11 protein-coding genes, 1 tRNA gene and 1 pseudogene are annotated in these 18,392 nt (G+C 59.1%); 8 read left to right on the top strand and 5 right to left on the bottom strand.

Features of this window, described 5'->3' with window-relative positions; genetic code table 11:
* The first annotated feature begins 21 nt into the window (after window positions 1–21).
* The gene (gene aguA / locus GIW02_RS18500) at window positions 22–1,128 is read left to right on the top strand and encodes an agmatine deiminase (RefSeq protein WP_236412804.1); all 1,107 of its coding nucleotides are present in this window, start codon (window positions 22–24) and stop codon (window positions 1,126–1,128) included.
* 234 nt (window positions 1,129–1,362) lie between these two features.
* Complete coding sequence (locus GIW02_RS18495) at window positions 1,363–1,578, top strand: hypothetical protein (RefSeq protein ID WP_236412802.1); 216 nt, start codon at window positions 1,363–1,365, stop codon at window positions 1,576–1,578.
* 124 nt (window positions 1,579–1,702) lie between these two features.
* On the opposite strand, the gene GIW02_RS18490 is transcribed toward GIW02_RS18495, so the two are convergent.
* On the bottom strand, window positions 1,703–3,790 hold the full coding sequence (locus GIW02_RS18490) for a TonB-dependent siderophore receptor (RefSeq protein WP_236412793.1): 2,088 nt from the start codon (window positions 3,788–3,790) through the stop codon (window positions 1,703–1,705).
* Window positions 3,791–4,202: 412 nt separating this feature from the next.
* Between GIW02_RS18490 and GIW02_RS18485 the strand changes: the two genes are divergently transcribed.
* The 5 genes and pseudogenes from GIW02_RS18485 to GIW02_RS18465 all read left to right on the top strand — a co-directional run bounded on the left by GIW02_RS18485 (window position 4,203) and on the right by GIW02_RS18465 (window position 9,817).
* Entirely contained in the window at window positions 4,203–5,498 is a 1,296-nt protein-coding gene (locus tag GIW02_RS18485; protein ID WP_236412791.1) for an OprD family porin, read from the top strand.
* Between the two features lie 125 nt (window positions 5,499–5,623).
* A pseudogene (locus tag GIW02_RS18480) lies at window positions 5,624–5,725 on the top strand (tautomerase family protein); the annotation flags it as partial.
* A gap of 117 nt (window positions 5,726–5,842) precedes the next feature.
* Window positions 5,843–6,346, top strand: a complete 504-nt coding sequence (locus tag GIW02_RS18475) for a sigma-70 family RNA polymerase sigma factor (protein ID WP_236412789.1) — start codon at window positions 5,843–5,845, stop codon at window positions 6,344–6,346.
* Entirely contained in the window at window positions 6,343–7,287 is a 945-nt protein-coding gene (locus GIW02_RS18470) for a FecR domain-containing protein (protein ID WP_236412787.1), read from the top strand. The genes GIW02_RS18475 and GIW02_RS18470 overlap by 4 nt, the downstream gene beginning before the upstream one ends.
* 109 nt (window positions 7,288–7,396) lie before the next feature.
* A complete protein-coding gene (locus GIW02_RS18465; protein ID WP_236412778.1) occupies window positions 7,397–9,817 on the top strand; it encodes a TonB-dependent receptor in 2,421 nt (806 codons plus the stop codon).
* Window positions 9,818–10,390: 573 nt separating this feature from the next.
* Here the strand turns inward: GIW02_RS18465 and GIW02_RS18455 are convergent.
* The 4 genes from GIW02_RS18455 to GIW02_RS18440 all read right to left on the bottom strand — a co-directional run bounded on the left by GIW02_RS18455 (window position 10,391) and on the right by GIW02_RS18440 (window position 15,493).
* Window positions 10,391–10,466 (bottom strand) — tRNA-Thr (locus tag GIW02_RS18455).
* A 108-nt stretch (window positions 10,467–10,574) separates the two neighbouring features.
* Window positions 10,575–11,951 (bottom strand): HlyD family type I secretion periplasmic adaptor subunit, encoded by a 1,377-nt coding sequence (locus tag GIW02_RS18450; RefSeq protein WP_236412776.1) that lies wholly within the window; start codon window positions 11,949–11,951, stop codon window positions 10,575–10,577.
* The gene (locus GIW02_RS18445; protein ID WP_236412774.1) at window positions 11,941–14,094 is read right to left on the bottom strand and encodes a type I secretion system permease/ATPase; all 2,154 of its coding nucleotides are present in this window, start codon (window positions 14,092–14,094) and stop codon (window positions 11,941–11,943) included. The genes GIW02_RS18450 and GIW02_RS18445 overlap by 11 nt, the downstream gene beginning before the upstream one ends.
* Before the next feature lie 46 nt (window positions 14,095–14,140).
* Window positions 14,141–15,493 carry a TolC family outer membrane protein gene (locus GIW02_RS18440; RefSeq protein WP_236412766.1) on the bottom strand — a complete coding sequence of 451 codons (1,353 nt, stop codon included), beginning with the start codon at window positions 15,491–15,493 and terminating at the stop codon, window positions 14,141–14,143.
* 342 nt (window positions 15,494–15,835) lie between these two features.
* Here GIW02_RS18440 and GIW02_RS18435 point away from each other — a divergent pair.
* A partial coding sequence (locus GIW02_RS18435) for a retention module-containing protein (RefSeq protein WP_236421973.1) occupies window positions 15,836–18,392 on the top strand: 2,557 nt, incomplete at its 3' end.

The following is an 18,392-nucleotide window of genomic DNA, read 5'->3' as shown; positions in this document are numbered from 1 at the left end:
CCATTCGGAGTCCTGATCGCCATGACCACCCTGCACAGCACCCCTCGCGCCGATGGCTTCCACATGCCCGCCGAATGGGCGCCACAGACCCAGACCTGGATGGTCTGGCCCGAGCGCCCGGACAACTGGCGCCTCGGCGGCAAGCCGGCGCAGGCCGCGCACGTGGCGGTTGCCAAGGCCATTGCGCGGTTCGAGCCGGTCACCGTGGCGGTTTCCGCCGGCCAGTACGAAAACGCCCGCGCGCGTTTGGATGTGCCCAATATCCGTGTGGTGGAGATGTCCAGCGACGATGCCTGGGTGCGCGATACCGGCCCGACTTTCGTCATCAACAACAGTGGCGAAGTGCGCGGTGTGAACTGGGATTTCAATGCCTGGGGCGGTTTTGACGGCGGCCTGTACGCGCCGTGGAACCGTGACGCGCAGGTGGGCGGCAAGATCCTCGAGATCGAACGCGCGTCGCGCTACCGCACCGAGGGCTTTGTGCTGGAAGGCGGTTCGATCCACGTCGATGGCGAAGGCACGTTGATCACCACCGAAGAATGCCTGTTGAACCGCAATCGCAACCCGCACCTGGACCGCGCCGCAATCGAAGCGGTGCTGAGTGACAACCTGGCTGTGGATAAGATCATCTGGCTGCCGGATGGCCTGTTCAACGACGAAACCGATGGCCATGTGGATAACTTCTGCTGCTACGTGCGCCCGGGTGAAGTGCTGCTCGCCTGGACCGACGACCCGCAAGACCCGAACTACGCGCGCTGCCACGCCGCCATGGATGTACTGCAAAGCAGCACAGACGCCCAGGGCCGCGCGTTCACAGTGCACAAGATGCCGATCCCGGGGCCGCTGTACGCCACCGAGGAAGAATGCGCAGGCGTCGACCCGGTGGACGGTACCCAGGAGCGTAATCCGAGTGTGCGCTTGGCCGGATCCTACGTGAACTTCCTGATCGTCAATGGCGGCATCATTGCGCCGAGCTTCGATGACCCACTGGACAACGAGGCCAAGGCGATCCTGCAGAACCTGTTCCCACAACACGAAGTGGTGATGGTGCCGGGCCGTGAACTGTTACTGGGCGGCGGCAATATCCATTGCCTCACCCAGCAGCAGCCAGCCCCGCAGAAAAATTGAGTGCAGTTGTAACAGCGCCATAGCGGCGACCGGGTGTTGATCGGTTTCAGCACTCACAGCAAGCCCGCGTTCCTTCAAGGTCGCGGGCTTTTTTGTGGGCGCGGGCCCGTCACCGCGAGACGTTGGCATAGCTCTTGTATCGGTGTTGGCACAGTGGCCCAAGGTGATGACTGCGCGGTTCTGTCACAAACCTTGAGTAAGTTAGCCGCTCACGCAGTAGGGGAGAGCGCTGAAATGAATGCCGATATCAACCTGATGTACACGCGCACGTTCCACCCCATGCGGGTCGACGGTGACGCGATTCATGCGCTGGCGCATTGGTTGAAAGAAAACGGCTCGCGGCAGATCCGGCAGCAGCCCGACTTGCGCAGCGTGATGAATGAACGTTACCCGCAGGGGTTGTTCAGTGAGGATGAGGTGCACGCGTTGTGTGACCTGCTGAACAGGTAAGGAACACCTGGATCAAAAATGTGGGAGCGGGCTTGCTCGCGAATGCGGTTCGTCAGTTTTGGATGTATGACTGATCCACCGACTTCGCGAGCAAGCCCGCTCCCACATTGGGTCGAGTCAGGCGTTAAAAGCTGTAAGTGCCTGTCACCACCAGGCTACGCGGCTCACCCGGCTGAATCTGCGCCACGCTGGTCGCCGACGCGTAGTAGGTTTTGTCTGCGATATTGTTCAGGGCCGCCCTCAGGTCCCAGTCCTTTTGACGGAACCCGGCCAAGGCATCCCAACGGCCGTAGCCCGGCAGCACCACGGTGTTGAGGCTGTCGGCATATCGGTCGCCCACCAGCGTCAGCCCGGTTTCCGCGTACCAGCCCATCTCCGGTTTCCAGGTAATGAACAGGCTGGCATTGCGCTTGGCCACGTCGCTGACGCGCTTGCCTTCAAAGCCATTGTTGTCCTTCTGCACCCTGGCATCCTGCAAGCCGATACCGCCGCGCACATACCAGTTGTCGATGACCTTGCCGGTCGCCGTCAGCTCTATGCCGCGTGAACGTTGTTCGCCGGTGAGCAGGGTGATGGTGCGGTCCAGCGGGTCGCTGGTGCGGCGGTTGTAGAGTTCCAGTTCATACACGGCGAGGGTGGTGCTGAGGCGGTCGTCGAGCCAGTCGCTCTTCACGCCGATTTCCTTTTGCTTGGTCAGCTCGGGGCTCAGGTCGTTGGCGCCGCCGGCGGCGTTCGGGGTGATACCGATCAAGCCGCCACCCGCCGGGGAGAAGGTCTTGCTCCACGAGGCGTAGAACGAGTGGTGCTCCAAGGGCGTCCACACCAAGCCGAAACGCGGGCTGGTGCTATGGCTCTCGACGGCCTGCCGGGTGTTGAGCAGCTTGTTCTTGGTGTCCACTTCAAAGCGGTCATAGCGCAGGCCGGCCAACACTTGCCATTGATCGTTCAGGCGCAGTTGGTCCTGCACGTACAGGGCGCGGCTATCGACCTGGGTGTGGTTGTTGCTCCATACGCTCATCGGCCCGGTATGGCTGAGGTTACGATTGGGCTGGTTGAGGTCCAGGTCCGGTACGGCCTGGCCGCCGCGGCTGACTGCGGTGGCGTTGTACAACTTGGGGTCGCGACGCTGGCGGCCCAGTTCAAGGCCGGTGAGCAGGCGGTGCTCCAGGCCATAGGTGCTGAAGCCGCCCTCCAGTTCGACGTTGTTGAAAAGGTTGAGGGTGTTCAGGTCCTGTTGCCAGTGTTGGCGCGTGACGCGGTTGGTCGCCGGGTTGTAGCCGGTCTGGTAGGTGTTATCGAAGTCACTGTTGAGCTTGAACACGCCCAGGGTCTGGCGCAGCTGCCAGTTGTCATTCAGTTCGTAGGCCAGCTTGGAGCGCAGCGACTGGGTTTTGTCGTCGATGTAATCGCGGTTATCAAAGTAGGTAGTACCGCGGCTCACGTCCGCCGGGCGGCCGTTGACCCCAGGGATGCCACGGTCCGGCGTGCGGTTGTAGCGGCTGTATTCGTATTGCACCAGCCAGTTCAGGTCCGGGGTCAGTTGCCAGCTCATGGACGGTGCAAACAGCTGGCGATTGCCGCTGACGCCATCGCGAAAGCTGTTGTTGTCCTGGTTACCCATGTTCAGGCGAAGGCTGATGGTGTCGGTAGGGTCGGTGCTGAGGTCGGCATACAGGCTGCGCAAATCGTTGCTGCCGCCCTGGGCTTCGATGCTCGATTTATGCCCGGCCGTAGGCAGTTTGCTCACGCGGTTGACGATCCCTCCTTGACCGCCTCGCCCGTAAAGTACCGCCGCCGGGCCTTTGAGCACTTCGATGCGCTCGATGTTATGCAGGTCGCGCACGTACTGGCTGTCGTCGCGGATGCCATCGAGGTAGAAGTCATTGCTCGCCTCGAAACCACGGATGCGCAAACTGTCGAAACGCGTGTCGGCGCCGCTGCTCACGTTGGGGATACCGCTCAAGGCCTGGCCCAGGTCGTTGGTACCGTAGGAACGCAGGCTTTCGGTCTTCACCGAGTCGATGGCCTGGGGCACATAACGCACGGGCGTGGCAGTCCGGGTGGCGGTGCTGGTTTCCTTGACGCGTGGATCATCCTCATCAGCGTCGGCGCTGATCGAGGTTTCGGGCAAGGTGGTGGTCGCATAGCTGAAACCGGCAGACAGCAGAACAGAAAACCCAAGGGTGATGGGCGTCAGTCGGGGGGCAGGCATGGGTGAATGTATCCGGATTATTTGGGGAGGTGAAAAGCACGTTAATAGTAATGCTTTGCATTTGCGCGCGTTATGTATTCCCAAATGTATCGACTTTGAAATATGTTACTAGATGTGTTTTTGAGGTCGTGAAACAACGATTTCGGTCGTTTTCAGAAAGGCTGTCGGCTTTTGCTTAGAATCATTTCGCCTAAATACAGACGATTCACGAAATTGACACATAGTTCAACGCGCGACTAGGATTGCGCCCAACGCCTGTGGCTAACCGCCATGACTCATCCAATAAAAAAAGGCCCGCGGCATGTTAAGTCGTCCCGCGGGCTTTCTTTTTCTCGGAAAAAGTCGACACCAGAAAGCAATACGGAGCCTGGTGTTGTAGAGCGTACTCAACCAGTAATAAGGAATATAAGAAATGTTGAAGCAACGGATGAGTCTGATCGCTCTGGGGATTTTGAGCGCATCGACAGCAATGGCTAACGACCAGGAGCAATCCAAGGGTTTTGTTGAAGACAGCCACCTGAACATCGCAGCACGCAACGCGTACATCAGCCGTGACTACAAAAACCACAACCAGGATAAAGCGGAGTGGGGTCAAGGCTTCATCGGCAAGTTCGAGTCCGGTTTCACCCAAGGCACCATCGGTGTCGGTGTGGACGTACTGGGCCAATACGCTATCCGTCTGGACGGCGGTAAAGGTCGCAGCGGCGGCGGCGGCATCGACTTCTTCAAGAAGGGCGACAGCGGTTCGGCAGCCAACGACCTGGCCAAAGGCGGCGCAGCCGTCAAGGCGCGCATCTCCAACACCGTGTTGAAATACGGTCAACAGCTTCCAGCTGTACCCGTGTTGAGCTACGACAGCGGCCGTCTGCTGGCGGAAACCTACGAGGGCACCTCGATCGTTTCCAAAGAGATCGAAGGTCTGCAACTGGACGCCGGTCACTTCACCAAGCAAGGTCGCAAGAGCGCCGAGGGCAGCGACAGCGGCCACCTCAAGAGCATCGACTACCTCGGCGGCAGCTACAAATTCACCGAAAGCCTGTCGGCTGCGCTCTACGCTTCCGACATGCAGGACGTGCTGAAGAAACAATACGTCAACGTGAACTACGTGCTGGCGCTGCCAGAGAAACAATCGTTGACCTTTGACTTCAACGGCTACAAAACCAAGCTGGACAAGAGCTTCGCCCAGCTGACCCAAGGTGATGAAGACGCCCGCGACAACAAAATCTGGAGCCTGGCGGCTACCTGGGCTGTTGGCCCGCACAGCTTCACCGTCGCTCACCAGCGCAGCACCGGTGACACCGGCTACCTGTACAGCGGTTACCACCAGGACAACAAGGACAGCGGCATCGGCGACGGTGGCAACACCATCCTGCTGGCCAACTCCTACTGGTCCGACTTCAACGGCAAGGACGAGCGCTCCTGGCAAGCAGGCTACGGCCTGGACTTCAGCGCCTTCGGCGTGCCTGGCCTGAGCTACAACATCGCCTACGTGCGCGGCACCAACATTGACGACGGTTCCAACCGCGGCAATGGCACCGAGCGCGAAATCTTCAACCAGGTCAAATACGTCGTGCAGAGCGGCCCAGCCAAAGACCTGAGCCTGCGTGCCCGTGCGTCCTGGCTGCGCGTTTCCAGCAATGCTGACAAGTACAACATTGGCGGTAACGAACTGCGCCTGTTCGCTGACTACCCGATCAACGTCTTCTAATTGATCCGGCGTCGCGCCTGATTCAAGGCGATAAAAAACCCCGACTTGTTCGGGGTTTTTTTATGCCTGCGCGCCTGCCTCGCGGCGGTTGGCTGCTCATGCGGAAGACAGAAACCTGTAAACACATGACCTTTGTCAGCCTGCGCATCACCCGTGACGGCGTTACCCCGGAGCAAAAAGCCCAGGTCAGCGCCGAGTTCACCAAGACCCTCGAACGCGTCCTGCACTAATGCCCGGACTTGAGCCACATAAGCCTGCAGCCCAATTCGCAAGAGTTGCTTGCATAAAGCTGATCGCCTGCTGACAATGAGATATATTCCCATTCGCCAGCTGGTTTCATCTTTATGTCGACGCTTGATTCTGCGGCTCTTCATCAGCTTTACAGTGAACACAGCGGTTGGCTGAGGGGCTGGTTGCGGATTCGACTGGGCAACGCAGCGGATGCTGCTGACCTGGCCCAAGACACATTCTTACGGGTAATGACTGCGCGTGATACTGCTCCTATTCGTGAGCCGCGCGGCTACCTGAGTGCGATTGCTCGTTCCTTGATTATCGATAAATCACGCCGCCGCACTATTGAGCATGCCTATCTTTTCGCCCTCGCGCAGAGACCAGAACCGGTTGAAGTTTCACCGGAGATACGTTTGTCCATTATCGAAATGCTTGTCCAGGTTGACATCCTTCTGGATGAACTGGGTACTCGCACGCGGGAGATTTTCCTCGCAGTACAGCTCGAAGGGCTTAGCTATGTAGCGGCTGCCGAGCGCTTCGGGGTGTCGGTTACCACGGTCAAAAATCATCTGATCCGTGCCATGACACGCTGCCTGTTGTTAGTCGAAAGCGAATGAGCAGCCCAGACTTCAAAGTGCTGGAAGCTGCTGCCACTTGGTATGTACTGCTCAATGACGGCTCAACAAACGAGCGTAGAAACCAGGAGTGGCGAACATGGCTACATGCAAGCCCCGAACACGCCAAAGCCTGGAAGCGAGTCGAACTACTTCAACAACAATGGGCGGAAATTCCACAGCGGGCCGCGTTGTCCAGCTTGGGGGCTGCACAAGCACAACGCCGCCATGTGTTGAAAATACTCGGGCTGCTACTCGCTGCTGGAAGCGTCACTTGGCTGGCCAGTGAGCAACTGCCCTATCACGCCATGCTCGCCCAGCAACGCACCGGCAGTGGGGAACGCCGTTCACGCCGGCTGGACGACGGTTCGCAACTGGAGTTAAACACTAACACCGCAATAGACATTCGTTTTGATTCGGGCGTGCGGCTGATTCAGTTGTACCAAGGTGAAATCTTGATTCAGACCGCCAAGGATCCTGCGCAGCGTCCATTCATCGTACAGACGGAAAACGGCAGCATCCGGGCTTTGGGGACGCGTTTTAGTGTTCGCCAACTGCCTGATCAGACGCGGGTTGGCGTGTTGCAATCGGCTGTCGAAGTGCGCCCGCAGCAACTCCCGAATCAGCCGTTGCGTATCGAGGCCGGGCAACAACTGACCTTCGGCAGTGCCACCGTGGGCGCCATCCGGCCATTGCTCTCCGACTCGGATGCCTGGGTGCAGGGCATGCTTAGCGTGGATGACTGGCCTCTAGGGGACTTCATCAACGAATTGGCACGCTATCGCCCTGGCGTATTGCGCTGCGCCGCCTCGCTACAGCATCTGAGAGTCTCCGGTGCGTTCCGTATTGATGACACCGACACGGTGCTGGAAAACCTGAGCAAGTCCCTACCGGTCAAGGTGCGTTACCTGACCCGCTACTGGGCGAACGTCGAGCCGGCGTAAGCCTTCTTGGAAATATTCAGCGCGCGCCTTGCTGATTTTGATTCTCATCCGTCAATGACATAAGCCGCGATTACAGCGGGTTCTGCCATCACAACGGAAGGATCAGTTAATGCACCCGCGTCACCTCAAAGCAATCCCTTTACTGACTTACGCAGTGCGTCTGTCCTTGTATGGCCTGACGCCCGCCAGCGTCTGCGGCTTGGCGTTGGTCCCCGCTCAGGCCGTGGCGCAGACGCAAGCGTCCTACCTTATCCCGGCGGGCCCCCTGGGCAGTGCGCTGACCCAGTTTGGTGTGCAAGCCGGCGTGACGCTGTCCTTTGACACAGAGCAGACTCGCCAGCTTACGACCCCTGGGCTACAGGGCTCATATAGCGTTGACGAAGGTCTGCAGCGCCTGCTCGCCAACAGCGGGCTGCAAGCAGAGCGTCAGGCCAACGGTGGGTATGTGCTCGTGGCGGTCAGTTCCGGTGCAGCGTTGGAGTTGGGTACGACCAGTGTGAATGGTCGAGCCCAGGACGAAACTACTGAAGGCACCCGCTCCTACACCACGGGCAGTACCAACACCGCCACAAAGTTGCCGATGTCGATTCGTGAGACACCGCAGTCCGTCACGGTGGTCACCCGTCAGCGCATCGAAGACGAAAACCTGGTCAACCTGGATGACGTGCTGACCAGCACCACCGGTGTCACATTGACCAAGAACGGGTCGGAGCGCTCGAACTACTACGCTCGCGGTCAACAGATCGACACGCTGCAGATCGATGGCGTTCCCACCAACATCGCCAACGCCTATTCGCTGGACGCCATCTCCAAGCCCAACACCGATCTGTACGACCGCATTGAAGTCGTACGCGGCGCCAACGGGCTGATGCAAGGCGCTGGCAACCCCTCGGCGGCTATCAACCTGGTGCGCAAGCGCCCGACCGTAGAGCCACAGGTCCAAATCACCTCGTCGATGGGCTCCTGGGACACTTACCGCAATGCCGTCGACGCCAGCTCCGCGCTGAACGATGCCGGCACCCTGCGGGGTCGCGCCGTGGTGGCCTACAGCAAAGGCCATAGCTATCGCGATGAAGCCGAGAAGGAAAATACCCTGGTCTACGGCATCCTCGAAGCCGACCTGGATGACACTTCTATGGTGACCGTAGGCTTCAGCTATCAGAAGGACCGCAACCCGGGTTACGACTGGAGCGGCTTGCCGACCACGGCCGAGGGCACCTTTTACCCGCTCTCGCGGTCCACCGCGTTGACGGCTGACTGGGCCAAGCTGAACAAAACCAACACCAACGTATTTGCCGACTACCAGAAGCGGTTCGACAACGACTGGAAACTGGTGCTGTCGGCCAACCAGATCTGGGCCAAGTCCGATTTCCTGGCCAACTACACCTGGCCTGTCGCCGGCAGCCCTGGCGCGTTCACCCTCAACCCTCGCGGCTTCCGCTACGACGACACCCAGACCAGCGTTGACGGCTACCTCAGCGGGCCGTTCCAGATGTTGGGTCGCCAGCACGACCTGATCTTGGGTATCAACGCACGCCACGACGACTTTGATTACCACGGCGGGCGTGATGCCAGCTACAGCTATATCTTCGACGTCAATGACCTGAGCAGCTTCAACCCACCGGCGCCGAACATCAATTACAGTCAGTGGAAGTACAACTACACCACCGAGCAGGAAGGTGCCTACATGGCCACGCGCCTGAGCCTGACCGACTCGACCAAGTTCATCCTCGGCTCGCGCGTCAGCTGGTACAAAACCACGACTGACCTGATCGGCGTCAAGGGCGAGTATTCCAAGAACGGCAATGTGGTGCCCTACGCCGGTATTGTTCAGGACCTGAACGAAAACTTCTCGGCCTACGCAAGCTACACCGAAATCTTCAAGCCGCAGAACAACGTTGATGCCGACGGTTCATTGTTGGACCCGGCCACCGGCAGCAACTACGAGATCGGCCTGAAGGGCGAGACCCTGGACAAACGTTTCGGCGGTTCGGTTGCGCTGTTCCAGACCGACCTGACCGGCGTTGCCGAGACGACCAGCCCTTGCAGTGCAGGTGTCCTGAGCTGCTTTAAAGCCTCGGAAAAAATCCGCACCAAAGGTATTGATGTCGAAGCCTACGGTGAACTTCTGCCAGAGTGGAACGTATCGGCCGGCTACACCTACAGCGCACCTAAGTATGCCGGCGGTGCCAACAAAGGTTCTGCAGCATCGACCTATATCCCGCGTCACCTGTTCAAGCTTTCTACCGACTACCGCTTGCCGGCCCCCGTCAACAATGTACGCATCGGCGGCAGCTTGCTGGCGCAGACCCACATGTACGAAGAAACAGGCGCCTTCCGGGTTGAACAGTCCGGTTATGCAATTGCCAACGTCCATGCGGTCTACGAGTTCAACAAAAACTACGAGTTGCAGTACAACCTGAATAACGCGTTCGACAAGAAGTACTATCAGACCGTGCAGTACAACAACTACAACAACTTCTACGGTGACCCACGCAACTTCACAGTTACCCTGCGAGCCAAATTCTAACGACTATTCATCGCCGTGCTGCTTGGGGCGACGCGTGATTATCGGCTTTTGACCTCAGGGTGGCGTTGAGCTGCCAGCGTTCAGCGATAGGTGTTTGGATAACTTTCGCGTGACGAAGGTGGCGTTGACGGGGGGTGTGCGATCCGGCCAGGACTCTTGGTCGTTGGCAGCGTCGGTAACGAGCAATGACGTCACAGCACTTACGGCAACAAGATCATGAAGGCAGTGGAGCTTCGCGATGCGGGAGCGCCGATAACCATTTTGGGTGAAAGCCATTGGCAACGCATGCTGTTCGGTTGATCCGTCGTTGCTCGCAGGCGATTCCAGTAGCGAGATTTAATGGGTGGCTTTGGATGCGCCTGACTGGATGCTGTAACGACGTTCATGCTTGTTGTTGCTCGATTGCTTGAGATCGCTATCGCGAGCTAGCTCGGCTCCTACAGAGTGAACCAGGTTCGGGGTTTGTTCTTCTTATGTTGGATGACGCCTTCGCAGCCTTTGGCAGCGCCTACCGAAAATCGACCGCGCACAAAAAAGGCCCACCTTTCGGTGAGCCTTTTTCGTTACTGCGTATGGTGCCGGCACCAGGAGTCGAACCCGGGACCTACTGATTACAAGTCAGTTGCTCTACCAACTGAGCTATACCGGCGTGTTAGGGCGACGATTATAGCGACTGCAAAGGTTCTGTAAACCCCTGAAATCTGACTATTTTTGCGAAAACCCAAGTTTTCGCGATTCTCCGCGCTTTTACCGGTGATCAGCGCTCGTGCATGGCCTCTGCACGGGATTTGATGATTGGCTTGAGCAGGTAGCTCAGGATGCTTTTCTTGCCGGTGATGATGTCGACCGAGGCAACCATGCCGGGGATGATCAGCAGCGGTTTTTCATCGGTGCCCAGGTGGCTGCGGTCGGTGCGCAGTTTGATGATGTAGAAGGTGTTTTTCTTCTCTTCGTCCATCACTGTGTCGGCGCCGATCTGTTCGAGTTTGCCTTTGAGACCGCCATAAATGGTGTAGTCGTAGGCGGTGAATTTGATCATGGCTTCCTGGCCAGGGTGCAGGAAGGCAATGTCTTGTGGGCGGATTTTGGCTTCCACCAATATGGTGTCGTCCAGCGGGACCACTTCGGCCATGTCGCTGCCGGGCTGGATGACGCCGCCGACGGTGTTGACCAGCATCTGCTTGACGATGCCGCGCACGGGGGAGGTGACCATGGTGCGGCTGACGCGGTCTTCCAGGCCCTTGGAGGTGGCTTGGGCCTTGCTCAGTTGGGTGCGTGCTTCATTCAACTGGGCCAAGGCTTCGCTGCGGAATTTACCGCGGGTTTCGTCGATTTTGCGCTGCACTTCGTTGATGGCGGCCTGGGCGCGGGGGATGGCCAGGGTGGTGCCGTCGAGCATGCCGCGGGTTTCAACTTCCGAGCGCTTGAGGCGCAGTACTTCCACTGGCGAGATCGCGCCCTGTTGCACCAGCGGTTCGGACATGCCGATTTCCTGGCGCAGCAGGTTCAGGCTGTTGCGGTATTGGTCCTGCTTGGAGCTGAATTCGCGCAGCTCCTGCTGGCGTTGCAACAGCTGTTGTTGCAGCCCGCCCACTTCATCGGCCAGTTGCTGGCGGCGGCTGAGGTACAGCGACTCTTCGTTCGACGCCTGGTTGGGCACGGCTTTGCGCGCTTCGTCGGTGATGTTCAGCGGGCGGTTGTCGACTTCTGCGCTCAGGCGCTCCACACGCAGTTCCATGGCCACGCGGTCGGCTTCGGTTTCGCCGACGTTGGACGCAAAGCGGGTGTCGTCCAGGCGAATCAGCGGCGCGCCGGCCTCGACGATTTGCCCTTCGTGCACGTAGATCTGGGCGACGATGCCGCCCTCCAGGTTCTGGATTTTCTGGATGCGTGACGATGGGATCGCCTTGCCTTCGCCCTTGGTCACTTCGTCGATAATCGCGAAGTGGGCCCACAGCACCAGGAACACGAAGAAGCCGATCACGGCCCAGATGGTCAGGCGGACGATGCGCGGTGCGTCGTCGATCAGTGCCTTCTCGACCTCGGGCAATGGCTGATCGTCGAGGGAGTCGCTGCCCTTGAAGTAGCGGAAGATGACGTCTTTCCAATGGCCTGGGCCAGATTTAAGCAACACTGATCTGCCCCTTTTTCAGCGCTTCCATAACGGCCGCTTTTGGACCGTCCGCAAGTATTTGGCCACGGTCTATCACCAGCAAGCGATCCACCAGGCTCAACAGCGAGGCGCGGTGGGTGACCAGAATCACCGTCTTGTTTTCGATAACGCTCTGCAAGCGCTGTTTCAGGCGTTCTTCGCCGGTGTTGTCCATGGCGCTGGTGGGTTCGTCCAGCAACAGGATGGGCGGGTTCAGCAGCAGTGCACGGGCCAGGGCAACGTTTTGGCGTTGGCCACCGGACAGGTTTTGCCCGCGCTCGCCCACTTGCAGCTCGTACCCTTGCGGGTGCAGCCTGGCAAATTCATGCACGCCGGCCAGCTCGGCAGCCTGCAGCACCATTTCGTCGTCTACGTAGCGCGCGCCTGAGACCAGGTTGTCGCGCAGGGTGCCGGCCAGTAATTGGATGTCCTGGGCGACGTAGCCGATGTTGTGGCGCAGTTCGCTGACGTCGATCTGGCGGATGTCTACGCCGTCCACCAGCAACGAGCCGGAGTCCGGCTGATAGAGGCCCACCAACAGCTTGGCCAGCGAGCTTTTACCTGAGCCGCTGCGGCCGATGATGCCGATTTTTTCGCCGGGCCGAACGTTCAGGTTGATCCCGCGCAGGGCCAGGTTTTGTTGGTTCGGGTAGGTAAAGTCGACTTCGCGGAACGTCATCGCGCCTTGCAGCGATTTACGGCTGAGGGGGCGCTCGTCGAAGTTGCGCTCCTGCGGCAGCTCCATCATCTGGTCAACCGATACCATCGTCACTTTCGCTTGCTGGTACCGCGTCAGCAGGCCCGACAGCTGCGCCAGCGGGCCGAGCGCACGACCGCTGAGCATGTAGCACGCCACCAGGCCGCCCATGCTCAGGGTGCCATCAATGATCTGGTACACGCCGAAGATGATCATCGCCACGCCCGCCACTTGCTGGATCAGCAGCGTGATGTTCATCGCCAGGCCAGACAGAACCTTGACCCGCAGTTCCAGGCGGCTGAGCGTGCCAATGGTTTGTTCCCACTGGTACTGGCGCTCGCTTTCGGCGTTATTGACCTTTACCGCGTCCAGCCCGGCGAGGGTTTCGATCAGGCTCGACTGGCGTTCGGCGCCCAGGGCCATGGTGCGCTCAAGCGTGGCGGTCAGCGGCTTTTGCAGGAAATGGCCGATACCCAGCGCGAGCGGGAAAGCGACGATAGGGATCCACACCAGGTGGCCCCCCAGCAGCGCGATCACCCCGAGGATGATCAGGGTAAAGGGCAGGTCGATCAGGCTGGCAAGGGTCAGGGACGTGAGGAAGTCCCGCATGCCCTGGAACTCGTGAATGTTGGAGGCATAGCTGCCGACCCGCGCGGGGCGCATTTTCATCGACATGCCGACGATGCGCTCGAACAGCGTCGCGGAAATGATCAGGTCGGTTTTCTTGCCCGCAAGGTCCAGGCACAGGCTACGCATGCTCTTGAGCAGCAGGTCGAACAGGTAGGCGCCGCAGATACCGATGGCCAGCACCCACAGGGTGGCCGTGGCCTGGTTTGGCACGACGCGGTCGTACACGTTCATCACAAACAGCGGCGCGGCCAGGGCGATCAGGTTGATCACCAGGCTGGCGGCGATCGCGTCGGCATACAGCCAGCGCGAGCGTTTGAGGGTGTCCTTGAACCACGAGCGGGCGCGTGGGATCAGCGTGCCGCTGGTGACGTCAAATTTATGCTGCGGTTGGGCGAAGAAAACCCGACCGCTGTAATCTTGACTCAATGCCTCACGGCTGACCTGCACTTCGCCGCCGTCGCTTTCGCTGAGCAACAGGCGGGCGCTATCACCCACCCAGCTCAACAGCACGGCACTGCGGCCTTCCTTCAATAGCAGCAAGGCTGGCAACGCGATGGACGGGATCTGCTCCAGCTTGCGCTGCAGCAAACGGCCCTGCAAACCCGCCCGGGCTGCTGCGCGAGGCAGCAAATCGGCGCTCAGGCGCTGCCCCGCCAAGGGCAGGCCGGTGGTCAGCATCGCCCGGCTGGCAGGCTTGTAATGCAGCGAGCAGAGAGCCAACAACCCATCTAGCAGTGGGTCGTCGTGCTGAGTGCGCGGGTCATGGTTAAGTTGCGCCAAACCAATTTCAGGATCCAAGCTGACTCTCTCTTAAAACGGTTTTGAGGTTCAACGCCGTCAAGAATCAGTTCATCCCTGGCAGGTTTACCGACGGTTTAATATCGTTTTGCACAACTGATGCCATCGGGGCAACCACGCCCTGACTTCTCAGCAATTGGCCCATGTCGGCCTTGATACGGTACTGCGTATAGATGTACAGGCTTTTGATCTGGGCCAAGCGCTGCTGAGCGGTGAACAGTTCGTTCTCGCTGTCGAGCAGGTCGAGCAGTGTACGCTCACCCAGGCTGAACTGCTGCTGGTATGAAGTACGCACCTTGGTGCTGCGGTCCACGTATTGCTGCGCGATCGGCACCTGCTGGCTGGCATTGTTGAAGGCGTTCCACGCCAGGCCCAATTCTTCGTTCAGCTGGCGCAGTGCGTTGTTGCGGATATCCAGTGCCTGGGTCGCCTGAGAGGCCTTGGACTGCAGGCTGGCCTTGTCGCTGCCGCCGTTGTACAGGTTGAACTGCATGTTCAGCATCGCCGAGTAGCCATTGTCATGGCCTTCTTCACCGCCGATGTTGTTGTTGGCGGAGCGTTGCAGCACCGCATCAAAGCGCGGGTAGAAGGTCGACTTGGCGGCTTCGTACTGCTTCTCGGCCGCGGCGATATCCGATTCGGCCGAGCGCAGTACCGGGCTGTCGGCGATCATCTGGCGACGTGCTTCATCCAGGCTGGCAGGCAGCTCGGTCACCACGCCCATCGGCCGTTCCAGCTGGTCAGGCTCTGTGCCGACCACGCTGAGGAAATTGGTATTGGCGTCTGCGAGGTTGGTCTGCTCGGTGATCAGGTTGTTTTGCGCTTGAGCCAATCGGGCTTCGGCCTGGTCCATGTCCGCCATTCTTCCGACGCCACGGCTGGTGCGCAGTTTGATCTGGTCAAAAATGCGTTCGTGGCTTTTCAGGTTGTCCTGGGCCAGGTTCACCATCTCGCGGCGGGTCAAGACATCCAGGTAAACCTGGGCGACGGTCAGGGCGGTGCGCTCCGAGGTATTGAGCAATGCATACCCACGGGAATTGGCGGTGGCTTGTTGGCGGCCGACTTCATTGATGGTGCCAAAACCCTGGAACAAATTTTGCTGAAGGCGAACGGTCGATTCGCCACGGTTCAAGGTTTTCCAGTCATGGCTGTTGCTGGCGGCCCGGGTCGAGGTGTTGTCGGAGCTTTCACGGCCGTAACCGCCCAACACGTCGAGTTTAGGCAGGTAGCCGCCCTGGGCTTCTCTGACCTGATAGTCGGCGGCAATGCGCGCATTAATAGCTGCCTGGATCTCCGGGTGGTTTTCCACAGCGGTTTGCATCGCCTCCGTCAGGGTTTGAGCCTGGACGAAACTGGCGGCGAGAACAAACGGCACTGCTTTAAAAAGGTGCAAACGCATTCTGGTGTATCCCCGGGATTGGTTGCCTTAAAAACGCAACAAACGTGAAATCTTGCATTGGATTTGGCAACCGAAATGACTGCTTGTCATAGGGACCTGGTAGTCCAAACAGAAAGTCGTTGGCCGAATAAATATCAATGTGACATTACCCGGCGGATTGTTTAGGATGGCGCCAAATAGGTCAATACCTTGACGGAAAAGTAATTTGCCGATTCAAACAACAAATTATTGACGCCAAAATTATCACGTTATTTTAGTACTCCAGCTATCGAATCGGCATAGGTAATGAGGCCGGTCTCCATGATGGATACCCCCTTATCGGTAATACACGGAGAGTCTTTTATGAGCAGCGTTGCGGTCGTCAAAAGCATTGTCGGTCAAGTGTTCGCGGTTTCCCCGGAAGGGATTCGTCGCCTGCTTGTAGAAGGGGATCGTCTGTTCGCGGGCGAGCAGGTCGATACCGGCGCATCGGGCGCTGTCTCTCTGGAATTGGCTGACGGCCGCACCATCGACCTGGGGCGTGACACTCAGTGGAGCGCAGACGCTCCTGATTCGGTCACCGACCTCAGCGCCGCGACTGCCCAGGCTGCACCTTCCGTTGCCGAACTGCAGCAAGCCATCGCTGCCGGCGCCGACCCGACCCAAGACCTTGAAGCCACCGCTGCCGGCCAAACCGCCGCCGGCTCGGATGGCGCCGTGGGCGGCGGCCACAGCTTTGTCGTGTTGGAGGCCACCGCAGGCGTGGTCGACCCCACCATTGGCTACCCGACCACCGGCCTGAACGCCGGTGATGCGGTTAACACCCTCGATACTGCGGGTGCCGACAATAACGGCGTCGACCCGCGTAATGTCACCATCACCCTGACCGCAACGCCGACCATTACCGAAGCTGGCGGCGTCGTCGTTTACACCGTATTCATTACCCAGGCGCCGACCAGCGACTTGACCGTTACCCTCTCCAACGGCCTCTCCGTAGTGATCGCCGCCGGCCAGACCTCGGGCGTGCTGAATGTCACCTTCGCCGGGAATGACACGCCTTACCTGGACGCCTCGTCGATCTCCGCCACCATTAGCGGTACTTCCGGCGGCGGCAACCTGATCATCACCACCGACCCGACGCCGGCTGTTACGCAGGTCGCGGACACCATCGACACCACTACCGTCACGCTGACCGCCACCGCTTCGGTGAATGAAGGCGGCCAGATCGTCTACACCGCGACCGTGACCAATGCGGCCCAGACCGACGTGGTGATCAAGCTGTCCAACGACAAGACCATCACCATCGAAGCCGGTAAAACCACCGGCACGGTCACGGTCGACACCCCTGCCAACCTGGCCGACGGCAAAGACCTCACCGTCAGCGCCACCATCACCAGCGCGACCGGCGGTAACTACGAAAACCTGGCCATCAATCCGGCGGCGGCGAATTCCACAGTTGTTGCTGTAGATGATCCTAGTGTTTTGGTAGCTGATACCAACACGATCGCCGAAGACGGCGTCGCGACTGGCAATGTGTTGAGCAATGACAGTGATATCGACAACGAATTAACGGTTGCGACCTTCAACGTGGGTAATGCCAGCTATAAAGCCGGTGATACCGCCACGATCGACGGGGTTGGCACCATTACCATCGGAGCGAATGGTGCGTACACCTTCACGCCGGTCAAGGATTACAACGGTGAAGTGCCAACGATTGGCTACACCACCAACACCGGATCGAGCAGCACGCTGAACGTGACGGTGACACCGGTTAACGATGCGCCGGTGATCAGCATCGCGCCGGCCACGATCAATGAAAACTCCGCAACAGCGGGCACGGTCGCCGGTACGTTCACCGCCACTGATGCAGAAACACCACGTGACGGCCTGACCATTGCGTTCACGGGCAACAGCAACACCGACGGCTACTACGCCATCGACGGCAACAACGTTGTGCTGACTCAGAAGGGTGCTGACTTTGTTAACGCTGGCAATCAACTGCCTAAGATCGACCTGACGGTTACTGACCCCGTTGGCGAGCACTCCACTGCCACTGGTCAACCGACCGTGACCCTGCAGAACGATGTGCCGGTGATTGAAGTGGTTGCCAATACGCTGGAAGAGAACTCTGCCGCTGCGGGCGCTGTTGCCGGGACGTTCACCGCGACTGACGAAGAGACGCCGCGTGAAGGCCTAACGATTTCCTTTACTGGCAACAGCAACGCGGACGGCTACTACGCCATCGACGGCAACAATGTTGTGCTGACTCAGAAGGGTGCTGACTTTGTTAACGCTGGCAACCAACTGCCTAAGATTGACCTGACCGTCACTGACCCTCAGGGTGCGAACTCCACGGGTTCCGGCCAGCCGACCGTCAACCTGCATAACGACGTGCCGGTGATTGAAGTCGTTGCCAACACTCTGGAAGAAAACTCCGCCGCTACAGGCACCGTCGCCGGTACTTTCACCGCGACCGACGAAGAGACGCCGCGTGAAGGCCTGACCATCTCCTTCACGGGCAACAGCAACACCGACGGCTACTACGCCATCGACGGCAACAATGTTGTGCTGACTCAGAAGGGTGCTGACTACGTCAACGCTGGCAACCAGTTGCCAAAAATCGACCTGACTGTTACTGATCCATCGGGCGCGAATTCCAATGGTTCCGGCCAGCCGACCGTCAACCTGCACAACGACGTGCCGGTGATTGAAGTCGTCGCCAACACCCTGGAAGAAAACTCCGCCGCACTCGGTACGGTTGCCGGTACTTTCACCGCGACCGATGAAGAGACGCCACGCGAAGGCCTGACCATCTCCTTCACGGGCAACAGCAACACCGACGGCTACTACGCCCTCGACGGCAACAACGTCGTCCTGACCCAAAAGGGCGCCGACTACGTCAACGCCGGCAACCAACTGC

It is taken from the genome of Pseudomonas syringae (assembly GCF_021606685.1).
GTDB classification, from domain to species: Bacteria; Pseudomonadota; Gammaproteobacteria; order Pseudomonadales; family Pseudomonadaceae; genus Aquipseudomonas; species Aquipseudomonas syringae_R.
Note: the sequence above shows the minus strand (reverse complement) of the source record. Positions and strands in the feature narration are given on the sequence as shown.